Source organism: Shinella zoogloeoides, assembly GCF_022682305.1.
GTDB lineage: Bacteria > Pseudomonadota > Alphaproteobacteria > Rhizobiales > Rhizobiaceae > Shinella > Shinella zoogloeoides_B.
The window spans coordinates 3,092,483-3,108,739 of sequence record NZ_CP093528.1 but is presented as its reverse complement, the minus strand read 5'-3'; the positions used below and the strand labels follow the sequence as shown (position 1 = coordinate 3,108,739).

At 65.7% G+C, this 16,257-nt stretch carries 15 protein-coding genes; 5 read left to right on the top strand and 10 right to left on the bottom strand.

Annotated elements, in window-relative coordinates; translation table 11 throughout:
* Nucleotides 1-40 precede the first annotated feature (40 nt).
* The 7 genes from MOE34_RS15520 to MOE34_RS15490 form a co-directional block, all read right to left on the bottom strand.
* Entirely contained in the window at nucleotides 41-478 is a 438-nt protein-coding gene (locus tag MOE34_RS15520; RefSeq protein WP_242218284.1) for a YqaA family protein, read from the bottom strand.
* A gap of 177 nt (nucleotides 479-655) precedes the next feature.
* Complete coding sequence (locus tag MOE34_RS15515; RefSeq protein ID WP_242218282.1) at nucleotides 656-871, bottom strand: hypothetical protein; 216 nt, start codon at nucleotides 869-871, stop codon at nucleotides 656-658.
* Between the two features lie 290 nt (nucleotides 872-1,161).
* A complete protein-coding gene (locus MOE34_RS15510) occupies nucleotides 1,162-2,970 on the bottom strand; it encodes a hypothetical protein (protein WP_242218281.1) in 1,809 nt (602 codons plus the stop codon).
* Nucleotides 2,971-2,976: 6 nt separating this feature from the next.
* Nucleotides 2,977-3,426, bottom strand: coding sequence for a helix-turn-helix domain-containing protein (locus tag MOE34_RS15505; RefSeq protein ID WP_242218280.1), 450 nt, complete (start codon nucleotides 3,424-3,426; stop codon nucleotides 2,977-2,979).
* 134 nt (nucleotides 3,427-3,560) lie between these two features.
* The gene (locus MOE34_RS15500) at nucleotides 3,561-4,322 is read right to left on the bottom strand and encodes an amino acid ABC transporter ATP-binding protein (RefSeq protein ID WP_242218276.1); all 762 of its coding nucleotides are present in this window, start codon (nucleotides 4,320-4,322) and stop codon (nucleotides 3,561-3,563) included.
* Entirely contained in the window at nucleotides 4,319-4,999 is a 681-nt protein-coding gene (locus tag MOE34_RS15495; RefSeq protein ID WP_242218275.1) for an amino acid ABC transporter permease, read from the bottom strand. The genes MOE34_RS15500 and MOE34_RS15495 overlap by 4 nt, the downstream gene beginning before the upstream one ends.
* Before the next feature lie 105 nt (nucleotides 5,000-5,104).
* Nucleotides 5,105-5,878 (bottom strand): amino acid ABC transporter substrate-binding protein, encoded by a 774-nt coding sequence (locus MOE34_RS15490; protein ID WP_242218273.1) that lies wholly within the window; start codon nucleotides 5,876-5,878, stop codon nucleotides 5,105-5,107.
* A 259-nt stretch (nucleotides 5,879-6,137) separates the two neighbouring features.
* On the opposite strand from MOE34_RS15490, the gene MOE34_RS15485 reads away from it, so the two are divergent.
* Entirely contained in the window at nucleotides 6,138-7,277 is a 1,140-nt protein-coding gene (locus MOE34_RS15485) for a gluconeogenesis factor YvcK family protein (RefSeq protein ID WP_242218272.1), read from the top strand.
* Here MOE34_RS15485 and MOE34_RS15480 read toward each other — a convergent pair.
* On the bottom strand, nucleotides 7,255-9,918 hold the full coding sequence (locus tag MOE34_RS15480; protein WP_242218270.1) for a bifunctional diguanylate cyclase/phosphodiesterase: 2,664 nt from the start codon (nucleotides 9,916-9,918) through the stop codon (nucleotides 7,255-7,257). The genes MOE34_RS15485 and MOE34_RS15480 overlap by 23 nt on opposite strands.
* 417 nt (nucleotides 9,919-10,335) lie before the next feature.
* On the opposite strand from MOE34_RS15480, the gene osmF reads away from it, so the two are divergent.
* The 4 genes from osmF to MOE34_RS15460 are packed head-to-tail and all read left to right on the top strand — an operon-like array spanning nucleotide 10,336 to nucleotide 14,136.
* Nucleotides 10,336-11,247 (top strand): glycine betaine ABC transporter substrate-binding protein OsmF, encoded by a 912-nt coding sequence (gene osmF, locus MOE34_RS15475; protein ID WP_242218268.1) that lies wholly within the window; start codon nucleotides 10,336-10,338, stop codon nucleotides 11,245-11,247.
* A 53-nt stretch (nucleotides 11,248-11,300) separates the two neighbouring features.
* On the top strand, nucleotides 11,301-12,461 hold the full coding sequence (locus tag MOE34_RS15470; protein WP_242218266.1) for an ABC transporter permease: 1,161 nt from the start codon (nucleotides 11,301-11,303) through the stop codon (nucleotides 12,459-12,461).
* Nucleotides 12,458-13,396 (top strand): ABC transporter ATP-binding protein, encoded by a 939-nt coding sequence (locus tag MOE34_RS15465; RefSeq protein WP_242218253.1) that lies wholly within the window; start codon nucleotides 12,458-12,460, stop codon nucleotides 13,394-13,396. The genes MOE34_RS15470 and MOE34_RS15465 overlap by 4 nt, the downstream gene beginning before the upstream one ends.
* Nucleotides 13,393-14,136 (top strand): ABC transporter permease, encoded by a 744-nt coding sequence (locus tag MOE34_RS15460; RefSeq protein ID WP_242218251.1) that lies wholly within the window; start codon nucleotides 13,393-13,395, stop codon nucleotides 14,134-14,136. Before MOE34_RS15465 ends, MOE34_RS15460 begins: the two co-directional genes overlap by 4 nt.
* Here the strand turns inward: MOE34_RS15460 and MOE34_RS15455 are convergent.
* Both MOE34_RS15455 and MOE34_RS15450 read right to left on the bottom strand, forming a co-directional pair.
* Complete coding sequence (locus tag MOE34_RS15455) at nucleotides 14,133-14,450, bottom strand: Dabb family protein (protein WP_242218250.1); 318 nt, start codon at nucleotides 14,448-14,450, stop codon at nucleotides 14,133-14,135. The two genes, MOE34_RS15460 and MOE34_RS15455, sit on opposite strands and share 4 nt — an antisense overlap.
* Nucleotides 14,451-14,459: 9 nt before the next feature.
* On the bottom strand, nucleotides 14,460-16,115 hold the full coding sequence (locus tag MOE34_RS15450) for a GMC family oxidoreductase (protein ID WP_242218249.1): 1,656 nt from the start codon (nucleotides 16,113-16,115) through the stop codon (nucleotides 14,460-14,462).
* Nucleotides 16,116-16,257 lie beyond the last annotated feature (142 nt).

Below are 16,257 nucleotides of genomic sequence, written 5' to 3'. Positions count from 1 at the left end.
AGAGCCGGGCGGTGCTCATTCCATCTCTCCTGAAAAAATTTCAGGTCCAGGAAAGGACGAGGGCGGCAAGGGCAATGTAGCGGCCGAACTTGGCGATGGAAACGACGAGCAGGAAGCGGGCGAACGGTTCGCGCATGACGCCCGCTGCCACCGTCAGCGGGTCGCCGATGACAGGCGCCCAGCTCAGCAGCAGGCTCCACCAGCCGTATTTCCGATACCAGCGTCCCGCCCGATCGAGCTGCCTTTCGCTGACGGGAAACCAGCGCGCGCCGCGAAATCGCTCGATGCCGCGGCCGAGCAGCCAGTTGACGACCGAGCCGAGGACATTGCCGGTGCCGGCGACGAGGATCAGCAGGGCCGGGGCATGGCTGCCCGTCGCCAGCAGGCCAGCGAGCGCCGCCTCCGATTGGGCGGGCAGAATGGTCGCGGCGACGAAGGCGGCGAGGAAAAGGCCGCCATAGGCGGCAAGCGCGCTCATCCGCGCATGACCCGACCGCCGGCGGGCCGTTGCCGGCCTGTGCGCTCGCTCATATCGTTCTTTGCCCTGATTCCGGCTTGGCTGTCATGCCTCTCCGCTATCCGTTGTCGCGGCGGCAGGAAAGCCCCCGCTGCCGTTTCCGGCGGCGGGGCGGCGGAAAATGCCGGCTGCCCGTGCTCAGCAGATGGGCGAGCGGTTCATCAGCGTGATGTCTTTTGCCGTCAGCATCATGCGCGCGGGTTCGTCGATCTCGTCGAGCACCGCCCGCAGCGCCTTGTCCAGACAGAATTCGACGACTTCGGTGTCAAGTGATTTCGCGGATTCCAGCGCGAAGGCGACAAGACGCGCCAATGCCAGCAGTTCAGTGCCCCGCTCGTCGGTTTCGGTTTTCATAACCCCATGCCCCCAGAAATTAGCCCCAGCCCAATATAGGCGTGACTCCCCGACTTCGCGCGTGACTTGAGCGTGACACACGTGCAATGGGAAATTCCTTAGATTTCTGCGTTGCCGGTTGCCTTGCCGCGATAGGCCTTGGGGCATGATCGGAATGCAGGATTCCCGGCCTTTCAGGATTCTGCGGTGGTGGAATGGCGAGGGCGCGCTTCCAGTCGTCGTGGCGGTTACAGGGACAGGTTGCGGAGGCTGGAGACAACCTGGCCGTCTGGCGGCCGGTTTGCTGGCCGTCAAAAGCCGGCGCGCTTGAGGCCTTCGTAGTAATGCTGCCGCTGCCAGTCTTCCTTGAAGGGAACGATCGTCATCCAGGCTTCGAGATCGAAGTTGGGATTGCTTTCATAGGTGCGGCGCATGAACAGGCGGGCCTTCCTGGTGTCTCCCAGCATGGCCCAGCATGCCGCCGACAGCCGGTGGACCGGCTCCTTGTCCTTCATCCGGGCAATGTAGGCCAATGCTTCCTCATAGCTGCCCAGCGCGTAGGCAGCCCCGGCGGCGGTCCAGAAATATTCGTCGGGCGGCAGCGGGTTTAGGTCGATTGCGTGCTTGATCTTCTCCAGGCCGACATCCGGGCGCGACGCCTGCACCAATGTATCGGCATGGCTGGCGATCACGTTGGCATAGTGCGGACTCAGTGCCTCGGCGCGGTCGAGATAGGCCAGGCTCTCATCGAACTGCCGGGCATAGAGCTTGACCACACCGAGTTCGCGATAGCCGGTGGGCAGGTGCTCGTCGGCCTGGATGGCCGTTTCGGCGTGGTGCTGGGCCTGGTGCAACAGGTCGCCGTCGCCTCTTGCCGTCACCAGCCATTCGAGGAAATAGCTGCGGGCAAGGCCGCCCATGGCCGGCGCGAAGCCGGCGCTCGCCTGCAGGGCGTCACGGAAACTCTTGCGGGCGCGGCGGATGTCGCGCAGATCGAGGTTCTTGAGCTGCCCCTGGCCGATGAGGAAGCTGTGATAGGCGACGGCATCCCGCTCGTAGTCGTGGCGGACCAGTTCGTTGCGCTCGATTTCGGTAGCGAGGGCGCCGGTGATCTGGCGGGCTATCACCTGCCTTGATCGCGCCAGCCCCTCGGTCGACAGGGGAAAACGCTCGGCCCAGATGACCTCGTCGCCGCCGAAGAAGAGGAGCTGGGCGAAAAGCGAGTGCCGGTCGCCTTCGTCGCGCAGGCGCGTTTCCAGGATATAGCTGATCTTGTGTCGTGCGTAGGTGGCGGCGCGGTCTGCCTGGAGCGAGATCTGTGCGGCCGTATGCGGAGCGATGATCGAGATCGAGCGCAGGGCGCAAAGCCCGATCGTGACATCCTCGATCAGTGCTTCGGAAAAGCGCGCGGCAACGCGCGACGCGTGGGTGGCGGCTGGCGGCAGCAGCAGGAGGCGCGGCAGGCTGTGCCGCGGGAGCATGGCGTCCATGGGCAGCGGCGAGACAGCCTCCGCCGGACGGCGAGATACGAGTGCCGTAGGGACGACTGGCTGGCCGGTCAGCACGGCGCGCACCTCCTCGTCCTCGGGATTGGTCTCCAGAAGGCGAAGCGCGGCGGCCGAGCGGGCCTGCCGCGCGCCGGTGCCGCCCTGCACCGAGTCCTGGAGCAGGGTGCGGCGCAGGAGAGCGACGTGTGCGGTGCGCTGTAGTGCGATCCAGCCCGCAAGAGCGGGCTTGCCCGGCCTGACATGCTTCAGGAACTCGTCGGCAAGCAGGTCGGCCAGAACCTCGAGGCCGGCGTCCTCGCGTACCAGCTCGACATCGCTCTCGACGCGGTCCGGTCCGAGCGCAATATCGGTGTCGGTGAAGGTCAGATAGGTCTGGCCGAGATCCCGCTGGCGCTTCTGCACGCGCGATACGGTCTGCCGGAGGCTGGCATAGGCCGCCGCCGTGTTCGCGTCGTCCCAGAAGAGGCCCGCCGCGTCGGCCCGCGACATGCTCGACAGGCCACGGGTACGCAGATAGCAGAGGATGAGAAGCGCCTTCTCGGGAAAGGCGATGTCGCCGCCGCTCTCATCGAGCAGGCGCAGGTGCCCGAATGACTGCAGCCGCGCCTGCATTGGGCGTCAGATCCGCAGTTCCGTCGCGCTTTCGGCCCGGTCACCGGCTTCGGAGGCGGCGTTGGCGCCGGCCTTGGACAGTGCGGTGGCGAGCGCGATGATCGACTTGCGGACGCTGGCGTCCTCGATCTTCAGGAAGGCGCGGTTGAGATCGAGGCCCTCCTTGGAGGAAACGAAGGTGGAGACGTCGCCGGTCTCATGGGCGACACCGGTCGCCGATGCCGCATTGTCGTCGTCCTGGAAGAAGAAGCTCGGCGGAACGCGGAAGACGTCGGAGATCGCCTGAAGGCGGCTGGCGCTGATGCGGTTGGTGCCCTTCTCGTATTTCTGAACCTGCTGGAATGTCACGCCGAGACGGTCGGCAAGCGCTTCCTGGCTCATGCCCACCATGAGGCGGCGCAGGCGGACGCGGGAACCGACGAAAACGTCGATCGGGTTCGGTGTTTTCTTGTTCATGGGACTTTCTCCCCTGTTGGACATGCCGGGGCATGGCGAGATGCGAATATCGCCTCATTTTGCTTGAATCGCCGGTTTGATGCAACTGCCGAGGGGGCGAATTCCCTGCCCTTTGGGCGTGTGGCGGCGTGTGTCTAGATGTCGTAGCTGTGCGGCGCGCTGAGTGAGGCGATGAACTTTTTCGTGCGCTCGCGCTCCGGGGCGGAGAAGACGGTTCGGGGCGGTCCCTGTTCCACGACGACGCCGCCATCGAGGAAAACCACGGTGTCGGCGACCCGTGAGGCGAGGCGCAGGTCGTGCGTCGCCATGACCATCGTCGTGCCCTCGCGAGCAAGCCGGCTCAGCACCTCGACAACCTCCTCGGAAAGCTCCGGATCGAGCGCCGAAGTCGGCTCGTCGCAGAGAAGGACACGCGGCGAGGGGGCGAGCGCCCGGGCGATGGCGACGCGCTGCTGCTGGCCGCCGGAAAGGGTCGCGGGCCAGGCATCGGCCTTGTGCGCCATGCCGACTTTCTCGAGCAGTTCGAGCGCGCGGGCGCGGGCCTTGTCGGCCGGCCATTTCAGCACGGTGACGAGGCCTTCCATGACATTGGCGATGGCCGTCTGGTGCGGGAAGAGCTGGAAATTCTGGAAGACCATGCCGGTCTGGCGGCGCAGTTTCTGGATCGCATCCCAGCCGACCTTGCGGCCGGGTGCGAATTCGATGGTCTCCTCCCCGAGCCGGATCGTGCCGGAGGTTGGGGTTTCCAGGAGGTTGATGCAGCGCAGCAGCGTGCTCTTGCCGCCGCCGGACGGGCCGACCAGTGCCGTGACCGAGCCTTCGGCGAGCCGCAGGCTGATGTCGCGCAGGACGTGGTTGTCGCCGAAGCGCTTTTCGATATGGGACAGTTCGATCATGTGCGGGCCTCCAGGAAGCCGCCATAGCGGGAGAAGCGCTTTTCGAGCCGGACCTGAAGGGCCGAGAGCACGGAGCTGAGCGCCAGATAGATCAGCGCCGCCTCGATGTAGAGGATCAGCGGTTCATAGGTGGTGGCGACGATGCGCTGCGCGGTCTGGAACAGTTCCGGGACGGTGACGGCTGCTGCGAGCGAGGTGTCCTTCACCAGCGAGATGAAGGTGTTGGACAGCGGCGGCACGGCGACGCGCGCCGCCTGCGGCAGGATGGTGCGGCGCATGGCCTGCGACCAGCTCATACCGATCGAATAGGCTGCTTCCCACTGGCCGCGCGGCACGGAGGCGATGACGGCGCGGATGATCTCCGACGTATAGGCCCCGACATTCAGCGTGAAGCCGATGAGAGCCGCCGGGAAGGCGTCGAGCAGGATGCCGACGCTCGGCAGGCCATAGAAGATGACGAAGAGCTGCACCAGCAGCGGCGTGCCGCGGATCACCCAGACGTAGAAGCGTGCGACGGCGGAAAACGGCCGCGGGCCGAACAGCCGCACGACGGCAGTGACGAGGCCGAGCGCAAGGCCGAGCACGAAGGAGGCGAGGGTGAGCGGAATGGTGAAGACGAGCGCGGCCCAGAGCAGGGGGGCAAGCGAATCCAGCATCAGTTGAAGCCACGGCGGCACGGGGAGCATCCTCCGAAATGCGGCTGGCCGGGGAGAGGCCCGGCCAGTTCTCACGGATATTTATAGGCGAGGAAAGGGCCGGCGCGAAGCCGGCCCGGACAGGACTTACTTGGAGACGTCCTGGCCGAAATACTTGTCCGAGATCGCCTGGTAGGTGCCGTCGGCCTTGATGTCGACGAGCGCCTTGTTGATCGCTTCCAGAAGCTCCGGCTCGCCCTTGCGGATGATGACGCCGGAATAGTCGGCGTTTTCCTGCTCGGCGACGATCTTCACATTGGCGTCGGGCTTGTGCTTCTTGAAGTCGAGGAAGGACAGGCTGTCATTGATGGTCGCGTCGGCGCGGCCGGTCAGCACGAGCTGGATCGACTGGTCGAAGCCGTCGGTGCCGACGAGCTCGGCGCCGGCTCCTTCCGCGATCTTGCCGAAGTTGCTGGTCAGCGACTGGGCGGATTTCTTGCCCTTGAGATCGGCGAAGCCCTTGATGCTCTCGTCGTCGGCGCGCACGATCAGCACGGCCTTGGATGCGATATAGGGCTCGGAGAAATCGTATTTCTGCTTGCGCGCCTCGGTGATGCCGACCTGGTTGATCACGGCGTCGTAGCGGTTGGCGTCGAGGCCGGCGATCAGGCCGTCCCACTTGCCTTCGAGGAACTCGGCCTTGACGCCAAGCTTCTTGGCGATCGCCTCGCCGATCTCCACGTCGAAGCCGACCAGCTTGCCGTCCGCATCGTGGTAGGTGAAGGGTGCATAGGTGCCCTCGGTGCCGATCTTCAGCGCGCCGGCCGCCTTGACGGCGGAAAGGTTCTCGCCGGCATGGGCGGGGGCGAGAACGGCTGCCTGGAGAGCGGCGGCGGTGGCGAGGGTCTTCAACCAGTTCATCTTGGGACTCCGTTTCTGGCTTATATGTTCGATGGGCGATCAATCGCAGAAATCGGCGCGAAACGATGGGCAGAAAACTGCGATTTGTTCATGCAAACGCGAATATTTTTCTCAGCTTCGCGCGTTCGCGGATTTTCGGGGAGTATGTGCAGGCCGTAACGGATGCCATTTTCAGCGCGCCCCGGGAGGACTATACAGGAACCCTGATCGCCGCCGCCCGGAATGCGCGGCTGCGAGCCAGGGGGATTCTGGAGGACGGATGGCTGAGAGCCGCTTGCCGCATATCGTGCTTTTCTCGGGCGGCAGCGCCTGTCGCTCGACCAATCTGGCGCTGCTGTCCAAGCCCGTGCGGCTGACCCGCATCGTCCCCGCCTGGGACAGCGGCGGCAGCTCCAAGGTGATCCGCGAGAATCTCGGCGTTCTGGCCGTCGGTGATATCCGGCAGGCGCTGATGACCATGGCGCACGGCGAGGGCCGGGCGGGCGATGTGGTGAAGGTCTGCAATGCGCGCCTGACCAGCGGCAGTAGGACCGATGCCGAGGCCGAGTTCGCGCTTTACGCCGAGGCGCGGCACCCGCTTCTCGAACGCATGGAGCCGGGTCTGCGCGGCGCGATCCTCAACTACCTGCGCATCTTCCGCGCGGCCATCGGGCCGGATTTCGACTTCCGCAACGGCAGCATCGGCAATTTCATCCTCACGGGCGCGCATCTTGCCCATGACGGCGATATCAACACCGCCATCTTCGTCTTCCGGAAGCTTTGCGACATTGCCGGCCATGTCTGGCCGTCGACGGAGGCCGCCGGGGTCACGCTTTCAGCCGTGCTGAACGACGATACGCGCATCGAGGGCCAGCATCGCGTGACGACGCTGGAGGAGGGGCCGGGCCGTGTGGGCATAAAGGAGATCGCGCTTTCGGCGGGGGATGGGGGCGTGCCCGCCAACGACGCCGCACTCGAAAGCCTGGAGAGCGCCGACGCCATCGTGTTCGGCCCGGGCAGCTTCTTCACCAGCGTGCTGCCGCACCTGCTTGTGGACGGTATCGTGCCGGCCATCGCGCGCAATGTCCATGCCCGCCGGGTCTTCATCGGCAATATCCTGCAATGCCGGGAGACCCGCGGGGTCGATCTTGCGCGCATGCTCGATATTGCCGCCGGCCTCTGGCAGGAACGCGGGGGGGCGGGCGCGCGACCCTTCACCCATGTGCTGGCGAACCGCCAACTCCTGCCCTTCGAGAAGACCGTAGGCGCCTTCGCCTATCTCGGCAACGGGGCGCTGGAGGAGGCCTGCGCGCGCATCGGCGCGGAGGCGGTGATCGGTGAGTTCGAAGACCCCTGGCAGCGCGGTCACCATGACGGCCGGGCCGTTGCCGACGTGCTCAGCTCGCTCTTGCCGTCGTGAGCTTTCCGGCCGGCAGCCAGGTGCGGGCCTTGGCGAAGGCGAGCATGTCGTCCGCAGGCATCGGCCGCGCCAGCGCATAGCCCTGCAGGATGTGACAACCGAGGCGGCGCAGCAGCTCGGCATGCGCCATCGTCTCGACCCCTTCCGCGACGATCTCGATGTCGCGCATCTTGCCGATATCGATGATGGAGCGCACGAGATTTTGCTGTGCGGTCGATTCGAGCAGCGGCTGCACGAGCCGGCGGTCGATCTTCAACCGCTTGGGCGACAGTTCCAGAAGGCTGACGATGGAGGCGTGGCCGCTGCCGAAATCGTCGATCTCGATATCGATGCCGAGCGCTTTGATCTCCTCGATGGCCTGCTTCAGGCCCTCGTCGGCCGTATCGAAGGAGATGGATTCCAGAAGCTCGAAGGTGAGCAGGCCCGGCCGGATGGCCATCGCCTTCAGCTTGGCGATGAGGTTCTCGTCACGCAGCCGCTGGCACGAGACATTGACGGAAACGCGCGCCACGTCGAGGCCCTGGCCCTGCCAGCGGACGATCTGGAACAACGCCTGATCGAGGATCGCCTCGTCGATCTGCGCCACCACGTTCAGGCTTTCGGCAACGGGCAGGAAGATGTCCGGCATGATGAAGCCGCGAGTGGGGTGCTCCCAGCGGGCCAGCGCCTCCACGCCCACGATTTCCAGTGTCTCGGCATCGAACTGGGGCTGGAAGAAGGGGCGGAATTCCTGGCGCTCGAGGCCGCGCAGGATCTCGTCGCTGAGCCGTTTCATCTCGACCGTGCGCTGGCGCAGGTCGTCGTTGAAGGCCTCCACGCGGTTTCGGCCATGGCGCTTGGCCTCGTAGAGCGCGATATCGGCGTTGACGAGAAGCTGCTCGGCGGATTCCTCCGCATCGTTGCGCGTGGCGATGCCGATGCTCGCCCCGATGCGGCAATCGTGGCCTTCTATCGTCATCGGCTCGCTGATCGCGTCGACGAGACGGGCGGAAAGAGCTGCGAAATCGGCTATGGCCGGGTCGCGGTGTGAGAGCAGCACGAATTCGTCGCCGCCGATGCGGGCGATGAAGTCTTCCGCCGGCACATGGGCGCGCAGCACGCCGGCGGCCTGTTTCAGCACCTGGTCGCCGGCGGCGTGGCCTAGCGTATCGTTGATGTCCTTGAAGCGGTCGAGGTCGATATGGAGGAGCGTCAGCGGGCGGCCGCTGTCTCCGGCAAGGGCGAGCTGCTGGTCGAGGAAGCGGCGGTTGGGCAGGCGCGTCAGCGCGTCGTGCAGGGAGTTATGCTCCATGGCGCGGCGGGCGTCTTCCAGCGCCCGGTTCTGCGCCTCGGCCGTTAGCTTGGCCTTCAGCAGTTCGTCCTGGAGCTGGAGGTCCTTCGTCACGTCCCAGTTGGCGCCGACGATGCGCTTTGCGCCGGATGCGGTGCGGTAGGTCATGCCGTGGGCACGGACATGGCGAACGCTGCCGCTCCTGGTCAGCACGCGGAACTCCGTGATGTAGGGCTTTTCCGTCTCGATGGCGACGGCGAAGATCCGCTCGGCCTCCTCCACATCCTCGGGATGCAGGGCGGTGCGCCAGTCCTCGTAGCCGCAGATCCGCCGCGCGGCGGGCACGTTGTAGAGTTCGCGCATGCCTGCGTCCCAGGAGAGGGTGCCGGTTCCCGGATCGTATTCGAAGACGCCGACCCTTGAGGCGTCGAGCGCGAGCTGAAGGCGCTGCGAGACGGCTTCGAGCTGTTCTTCCCGGTCCTGCAGGGCCAGGATGTGCCGATGGCGGTCCTTCATCAGGTAGCCGACCCAGAACATCGGCACGAGGATGATGACGGAGAGCGCCGCAAGGCCCGTGCGGAAGACGCCGAGATCGGCGGACGGCTGGCGCCAGCCCTTCAGCGGTGCGGCCGACATGGTCCAGACCTCGTGGCCGATATCGATGGACATGACCACCGGGTCTGCATCGACTGGTGTCGCGGTGCTGAAGACGGGCTTGGCCTCACCGCCATCATGCGCGCGGCTGGAAATCGAGACCGCGATCCTGAGATCGCTCTTGAAGCCGCTGCCCTTCAGCAGCGTGTCGAGGTCGATCACCGCCGAGGCGATGCCGAAGAAGGTGTTGTCCGCGCCGGCGTGGAGCGGATAGCGTGCGATCAGGCCGCGGCCGCCCTGCACGAGATCGATGGGACCGGTGACGATCATCCGGTCGCGTTCGCGGACCTGGAAGGCGGCGGCGCGCTGCCGGTCGTTCTTGCGGTAGTCGAGGCCGAGGCTGCGCTCGTTGCCCTCCAGGGGATAGACCAGGGAAACGACGAAATCCGGTGCGATGGCGAGGCTGCGGAGCTGGTTGTCCTCGCTGAATATGCGGCTGGCGAGGGTGGCGTAGCGCTCCTGCGACATGTGCGGTTCGGTCGAGACTGTCGCGATGAGACCCTGTGCCAGCTTGATGTTGCCGAGGATGTTGCCCTGCAGCCGCGAGCGCAGGATGCCGAGCTGCTCCGTCGTATAGGAGCGCAGATACTCCTCCTCCAGCCGGCGCTTCTGCACATCGGCGAGGAAGGCCGCGATCAGCACGGCGACGGCCACGACGATAGCGGGAGCGTAGTACCCCAATCCCCGGAACGAAAGCTGTGCATGCCGATAGTTCATCACGGTCCGTTCGTCTGCGCGCACTTGCGCCTTGGCCGGATCGGAATCCGGGTGCGGTTGCCGGCAGACGATGGCAGACGCAGCTTAACATTTACTGACGAGACAGGGGCCTATTCCTGCGGTTGCAGGCCCGCCATCACGGGAACCTGTCCCGGCGTGAGCCTGCGGCATTTGCGACCGCCGCCGCTCGCGCCGGACGGGGCCGACGATCGCAATGCGCTTCTATTGCCAAGCCCGCGCTCTTCGCGCAATCTCGCAAGCGCTTTGAAGGAAGCAACAAACCGCATGCGCCCAGTCGCCGGTGCGGTCTATTTTTTGCGATTGCCTGCCATATATGAAACGCTTTGCCAGGACGGGCTTTCCCAAACGTGGTGAAAATGCCGCCACGGGTTCCCGCACAGAACGAAAGGTTATCTCATGCGCCCAGTCGTCAAATTCCTCGGAGCAGCTCTGGCCCTCGGCCTTGCAGCCGGCGCCGCCCAGGCCCAGGTCGTCGTCTCCTCGAAGATCGACACGGAGGGCGGCGTGCTCGGCAATATCATCCTGTCCGTGCTGAACGCCAATGACATCAAGACCACGGATCGCGTGCAGCTTGGCGCGACGCCGGTCGTGCGCAAGGCGCTCATCGCCGGTGAGATCGACATCTATCCGGAATATACCGGCAATGCCGCCTTCTTCTTTGAAAAGGCCGACGATCCGGCGTGGAAGGATGCGGGCAAGGCCTACGAGCTTGCCAAGACGCTCGATTTCGATGCCAACAAGATCGTCTGGCTGACGCCGTCGCCGGCCAACAACACCTGGGCGATCGCGTTGCGCAAGGATGTCGCCGAGCAGAACAAGCTCGCGACGCTCACGGACTTCGGCAAGTATGTTTCCGGCGGCGGGCAGGTGGTGCTTGCCGCTTCCTCCGAGTTCGTGAATTCGGCGGCGGCCCTGCCGGCCTTCCAGACGACCTACGGCTTCACGCTGAAGCCGGAACAGCTCATCACCCTTTCGGGCGGTGACACCGCCGCGACCATCGCCGCTGCCGCCAACCAGACGAACGGCGCGAACGCTGCCATGGTCTACGGCACGGATGGCGGCATTGCTCCTTCGGGTCTCGTTGTTCTGGAAGACGACAAGGGCGTGCAGCCGGTCTATCAGCCGGCGCCGATCATCCGCGAGGCGGTGCTGAAAGCCAATCCGCAGATTGAGGAGATATTGAAGCCGGTCTTCGAAAAACTCGACCTCGTGACGCTGCAGGACCTCAACGGCCGCGTCCAGGTCGGCGGCGAACCGGCCAAGGCCGTCGCGGAAGACTTCCTCAAGAAGAACGGCTTCATCAAGTAGGCCGTCCCGGCCTTCCGCCTATCCGGCGGAGGGCCTCTCCCCGAAAGGCGTTCATGACAGTACGGATCGACAAGCTGGGCGTGGTGATCGCCGTATTGCTGGCCTACGGCGCCTATCTGGTGCCGTTCGCCAATTTCCGGGCCAACCGTATCGTGCCCGGCGAGGCACGGTCCATCCTCGACGCGCTGCCCTTCGGCCTCGGCATGGCGCTGCTTGCCTTCATCGCCGTTTCCATCGTCCTTATCGTGTTGAAGACGCCGACCATGCTGCGGCTGCTACTCGGTCTGGCGGCGCTGTCCGCCCTTGCCGTTCTCATCGGCCTTTCCGCCGGCCATCTGACGCCGCCGGAAAATACCTATGCCCGCGTTTCGCCGGCTTCCGGTTTCTGGCTGGCGAGCTTCGCCTTCGCGCTGCTCACGGCCGATGCACTGGCGCGGCTGAAGCCGCCGCCGCTCGTCCGGGTCGCGCTGCTTGCCGCCGTCGCGGCGGCGGCCGCGCTGCTTCTCCTGTTCGGCGCGTGGGACGGGCTATCGATCCTCAAGGAATACGGCAGCCGCGCCGAGACCTTCTGGCTGGAGGCGGGACGGCATGTGGTGCTCGCGCTCGGCTCGCTGGCTGCGGCCACCCTCGTCGGACTGCCGCTCGGCATTCTCTGCCATCGGGTGGAGCGGGTGAGGGCCGGCGTGCTCAACGTGCTGAACATCATCCAGACCATCCCCTCCATCGCCCTTTTCGGCCTGCTGATTGCGCCGCTCGGCTGGATCGCGCTGCATGTGCCGGGAGCGGCGGCCATCGGCATTCGCGGTATCGGCGCCGCACCCGCCTTCGTCGCGCTCTTCCTCTATTCGCTGCTGCCGGTCGTCGCCAACACGGTGGTCGGTCTTGCCGGCGTGCCGCGCGATGCCAATGATGCGGCGCGCGGCATCGGCATGACGGATCGCCAGCGTCTCTTCGGTGTCGAGCTGCCCTTGGCCTTCCCCGTCATCCTCACCGGCATCCGCATCGTGCTCGTGCAGAATATCGGCCTTGCCACCATCGCCGCGCTTATCGGCGGCGGCGGTTTCGGCGTCTTCGTCTTCCAGGGCATTGGCCAGACGGCCATGGATCTCGTGCTGCTTGGCGCGGTGCCCACCGTCGCGCTCGCCTTCGCCGCGGCCATCGTGCTCGATGCCGCGACGGAACTCACCAATTCCAAACCCGGCAGGGCCGCATGATCGAGATCGACAGCATCACCAAGCGCTACGGCGATACGGCCGTCGTCGACAATGTCTCGATGACCATCGCGCCGCACACGATCACCGTCATCGTCGGCACCTCCGGCTCGGGCAAGACGACGCTGATGCGCATGATCAACCGCCTCGTCGAGCCGACCTCGGGCGAAATCCGCATCGACGGCGAGCCGAATAGTGTGATCCCCGGATATGAGCTGCGTCGCCGTATCGGCTACGCCATCCAGGGCCACGGCCTCTTCCCGCATCGCACGGTGGCCGAGAACATCGCCACGGTGCCGACGCTGCTCGGCTGGCAGAAAAGCCGCATCGACGGGAAGGTCGAGGAGTTGCTCTCGCTCTTCCAGCTCGATCCCGCCGCCTTCGGTCCGCGCTATCCGCACGAGCTTTCCGGCGGCCAGCAGCAGCGCGTGGGTGTTGCCCGGGCGCTCGCTGCCGAGCCGAACATCCTGCTGATGGACGAACCCTTCGGCGCGCTCGATCCTGTCATCCGCGCCAAGGCGCAGGAGGACCTGCTGGCGATCCAGAAGCACTTCGGCACGACCATCGTGCTCGTCACCCACGACATGGAGGAGGCGTTCCATCTGGCGGACAAGATCGCCGTGATGGACAAGGGTCGGATCGTGCAATACGCCGCGCCCGAGGAGATGCTGGTAAACCCCGCCACCGATTTCGTGGAAACGCTGATCGGTTCCGGTGAGCGGCCATTCCGGCTCCTTTCCATCGGCACGGTGGGCGACGCCACGGAAAACGGCACTGCCGAAGGCGAGCCGCTCGCCGCCGAGGCGAGCCAGCGCGACGCGCTCTCTGCGCTGCTCTGGTCCGGCCGCGAGGCGCTGCCCGTTGTCGGCGCCGATGGCGCACCTATCGGCCGCGTCACGCTTGCCGGCCTCGCCCGCCGCGCCGCGAGGCCGCAATGAGGCGTCTGCTGCCCCATCTGCTGCGGTTCACGGCGTTTATCGTGCTGGTCACCTTCCTCGTCCAGCCCATGCTGTTCGAGCCGCTGCTGAAGCCGCTGGTGCAGGCCAATGCCCCGGCGATCTACAATCAGGGCAGCCTCCTGTCGCTGACGCTGTCGCATCTCGCCACGGTCTTCATCGCGACCTTTGCCGCGGCTGTCGTTGCGGTCGGCCTTGCCATCCTCGTCACGCGGCCGGTCGGGGCGGAATTCCTGCCGCTCTCGCGCAGTCTCGTGAATATCGGCCAGACCTTTCCGCCCGTTGCGGTGCTGGCGCTTGCCGTCCCGGTCGTCGGTTTCGGCGAGAAGCCGACGCTGATCGCGCTTTTCCTTTATGGCCTGCTGCCGATCTTCGAAAACTCCATGACGGGCCTCTCCACCCTGCCGCCCGCCATCGTCGCGGCGGCGCGCGGCACGGGCATGACGGCCCGGCAGCGGCTGACCAAGGTGGAGCTGCCGCTCGCTTTGCCGGTCATTCTCGCCGGCATCCGTCTTTCTGTGACGATCAGCCTCGCGACGGCCACCATCGGCTCGACTGTGGCGGCGCGCACGCTCGGCGAGGTCATCATCGCCGGCCTGCAATCCAACAATCTCGCCTTCGTGCTGCAGGGCGGCCTCGTGGTCGCGGTGCTGGCGGTGCTGATCTACGATGCCTTCTCCGCGCTCGAGCGCGTTCTTTCGCGGCGGGTAGGCCGCGTCTAGTCGTCGGTTTCTAGATCGTAGACGAGGATGCCGGCAATGCCGCCTTCCGCCGCGGCGACGAGGCGGGCGCCGGTCTCCCTGTGCTCCGGGTCCTCCAGATAGGCGTCACGCGAAAAACTGTCGGCGAAATCGACGATGAAGCCGTCGCTGAAGCCCTTGTCCATGCCCGTTTCCGGGCTGACATTGGTGCCGATATGCACGGCGACCATGCCCGGCAGGCGGTCCTTCAGGGCGTCGATCTCGTTGAAGAGTTCGGTCTTGTAGGCGACGGAGATGGTCGGCTTGAAGCGGATGAAGACGCAGTGGCGGATCATGGCAACCCCCTAACGGATATCGGCGCGGGCACGCGGGCGCGTGTCGTTGCGCTCATATGAAAAGACCTGCGCCGGCAACGCCGGCAGGCCGCGGATGATGTCGGCGCCCTTCTCGCCCACCATGATGGTCGGCGCATTGGTATTGCAGGAGGGAACGCGCGGCATGACGGAACTGTCGCAGACGCGCAAACCTTCAAGCCCGTGCACCTTCAGGTCCAGCCCGACGACCGCATCGGCGCCCGTACCCATCTTGCAGGTGCCGACCGGGTGGTGGTCCGTCTTGGCATTGGCGCAGCCGTATTCGAACAGGTCCTCGTCGGTGGCGAATTTCGGTCCGGGCAGGCGCTCGGCCATGACATAGGGTTTTAGCGCGGCCTGTTGCATGATTTCGCGGGCAATCTTCAGCCCCTCGATCGACATCTTCCGGTCGTGCGGGTCTTCCCAGTAGTTCGGGTCGATCAGCGGCGCGGCCGAGGGATCGGCGGAGGCAAGGCGCACCGTGCCTTTCGAGCGGGGGTGGAGATAGGCGGAATTCAGTGTCACGCCGGCATTCTTCAGCCGCTCCACACCCGCCTCGATGCCGGAGCCGAGGCCGAGATGGAACTGGATGTCCGGCGAGCGGGCCTGTGGGTCGGCATACCAGAAGCCGCCCGTCTCGAAGAGCGAGGAGGCGACGGGGCCGGAGCGGAAGAGTACATATTGCAGGCCGGCCCAGAGCGTGCGGTGCAGCTTCGCGACGCCGTCATAGGTGTGGTCGCCGGTGCATTCGCAGATGACGAAGAGGTCGAGATGGTCCTGCATGTTCGAGCCGACGCCCGGCAGGTCATGCTTCACCTCGACGCCGACCGATCGCAGATGATCGGCCGGGCCGATACCGGATTGCTGCAGCAGCTTGGGCGAGCCGATGGCGCCCGACGTGACGAGCACCTCGCGTTCCGCCCGGATCGTCTCGACGCTATTGCCCGTTACAACTTCGACGCCGACGGCGCGGGTTCCCTCCAGCACGATGCGGGCCACGCGGGCGCCGGTGCGGATGGTGAGGTTCTTCCGATCCCTGATCGGCGAAAGATAGGAAAGCGAGGCGGAGGAGCGGCGTCGGTTGCGCTGGGTGAGCTGGTAGAAGCCGACGCCGGCCTGCTGGCTTCCGTTGAAATCGTGGTTGTAGGGAATGCCGAGTTCCTGGCCGGCGCGGATATAGGCGTCGCAGATCGGCAGGGCCGAGACAGGCATGGAAACGCCGAGCGGCCCGCCATAGGCATGGTAGTCGTCGGCGAAGCGCTGGTTATCCTCGGCGCGCTTGAAATAGGGCAGGATCTCCCGGTAGCTCCAGCCCTCGCAGCCGTCCTCGCTGGCCCAGAGATCGTAGTCCGCCGCATTCCCCCGCGTATAGAGCTGGGCGTTGATCGAGGAGCCGCCGCCGATGACCTTGGCCTGCGTATAACGCAGCACGCGGCCCTTCATGTGCTTCTGCGGCACGGTCTCCCAGCCCCAGCTCGCCACGCCCTTGGTCATCTTGGCAAAGCCGGCGGGCATGTGGAACAGCGGGTTCCGGTCCCCGCCGCCGGCTTCCAGCAGCAGTACGCGGACATCAGGGTCTTCCGAGAGCCGGTTCGCCAGCACGCAGCCGGCGGGTCCCGCGCCGGTGATGATATAATCGTAGGTCATGCTCTGTCCTCAGGATTTCGGTGCCGTTGGCCGGAGGGCTCGCCCCTCATCCGCCTGCCGGCACCTTCTCCCCGCAGGCAGGGAGAAGGAAATTTGCCGCGCCCTCTCGTCTCCCTCGCCCCGCTTGCGGGGAGAGGGCGGG

Excerpts from the sequence above, each read along its gene's own strand:
- MOE34_RS15520 (WP_242218284.1), bottom strand. The coding sequence starts at position 478 with ATGAGCGCGCTTGCCGCCTATGGCGGCCTTTTCCTCGCCGCCTTCGTC.
- MOE34_RS15515 (WP_242218282.1), bottom strand. The coding sequence starts at position 871 with ATGAAAACCGAAACCGACGAGCGGGGCACTGAACTGCTGGCATTGGCG.
- MOE34_RS15510 (WP_242218281.1), bottom strand. The coding sequence starts at position 2,970 with ATGCAGGCGCGGCTGCAGTCATTCGGGCACCTGCGCCTGCTCGATGAG.
- MOE34_RS15505 (WP_242218280.1), bottom strand. The coding sequence starts at position 3,426 with ATGAACAAGAAAACACCGAACCCGATCGACGTTTTCGTCGGTTCCCGC.
- MOE34_RS15500 (WP_242218276.1), bottom strand. The coding sequence starts at position 4,322 with ATGATCGAACTGTCCCATATCGAAAAGCGCTTCGGCGACAACCACGTC.
- MOE34_RS15490 (WP_242218273.1), bottom strand. The coding sequence starts at position 5,878 with ATGAACTGGTTGAAGACCCTCGCCACCGCCGCCGCTCTCCAGGCAGCC.
- MOE34_RS15485 (WP_242218272.1), top strand. The coding sequence starts at position 6,138 with ATGGCTGAGAGCCGCTTGCCGCATATCGTGCTTTTCTCGGGCGGCAGC.
- MOE34_RS15480 (WP_242218270.1), bottom strand. The coding sequence starts at position 9,918 with ATGAACTATCGGCATGCACAGCTTTCGTTCCGGGGATTGGGGTACTAC.
- osmF (WP_242218268.1), top strand. The coding sequence starts at position 10,336 with ATGCGCCCAGTCGTCAAATTCCTCGGAGCAGCTCTGGCCCTCGGCCTT.
- MOE34_RS15470 (WP_242218266.1), top strand. The coding sequence starts at position 11,301 with ATGACAGTACGGATCGACAAGCTGGGCGTGGTGATCGCCGTATTGCTG.
- MOE34_RS15465 (WP_242218253.1), top strand. The coding sequence starts at position 12,458 with ATGATCGAGATCGACAGCATCACCAAGCGCTACGGCGATACGGCCGTC.
- MOE34_RS15460 (WP_242218251.1), top strand. The coding sequence starts at position 13,393 with ATGAGGCGTCTGCTGCCCCATCTGCTGCGGTTCACGGCGTTTATCGTG.
- MOE34_RS15455 (WP_242218250.1), bottom strand. The coding sequence starts at position 14,450 with ATGATCCGCCACTGCGTCTTCATCCGCTTCAAGCCGACCATCTCCGTC.
- MOE34_RS15450 (WP_242218249.1), bottom strand. The coding sequence starts at position 16,115 with ATGACCTACGATTATATCATCACCGGCGCGGGACCCGCCGGCTGCGTG.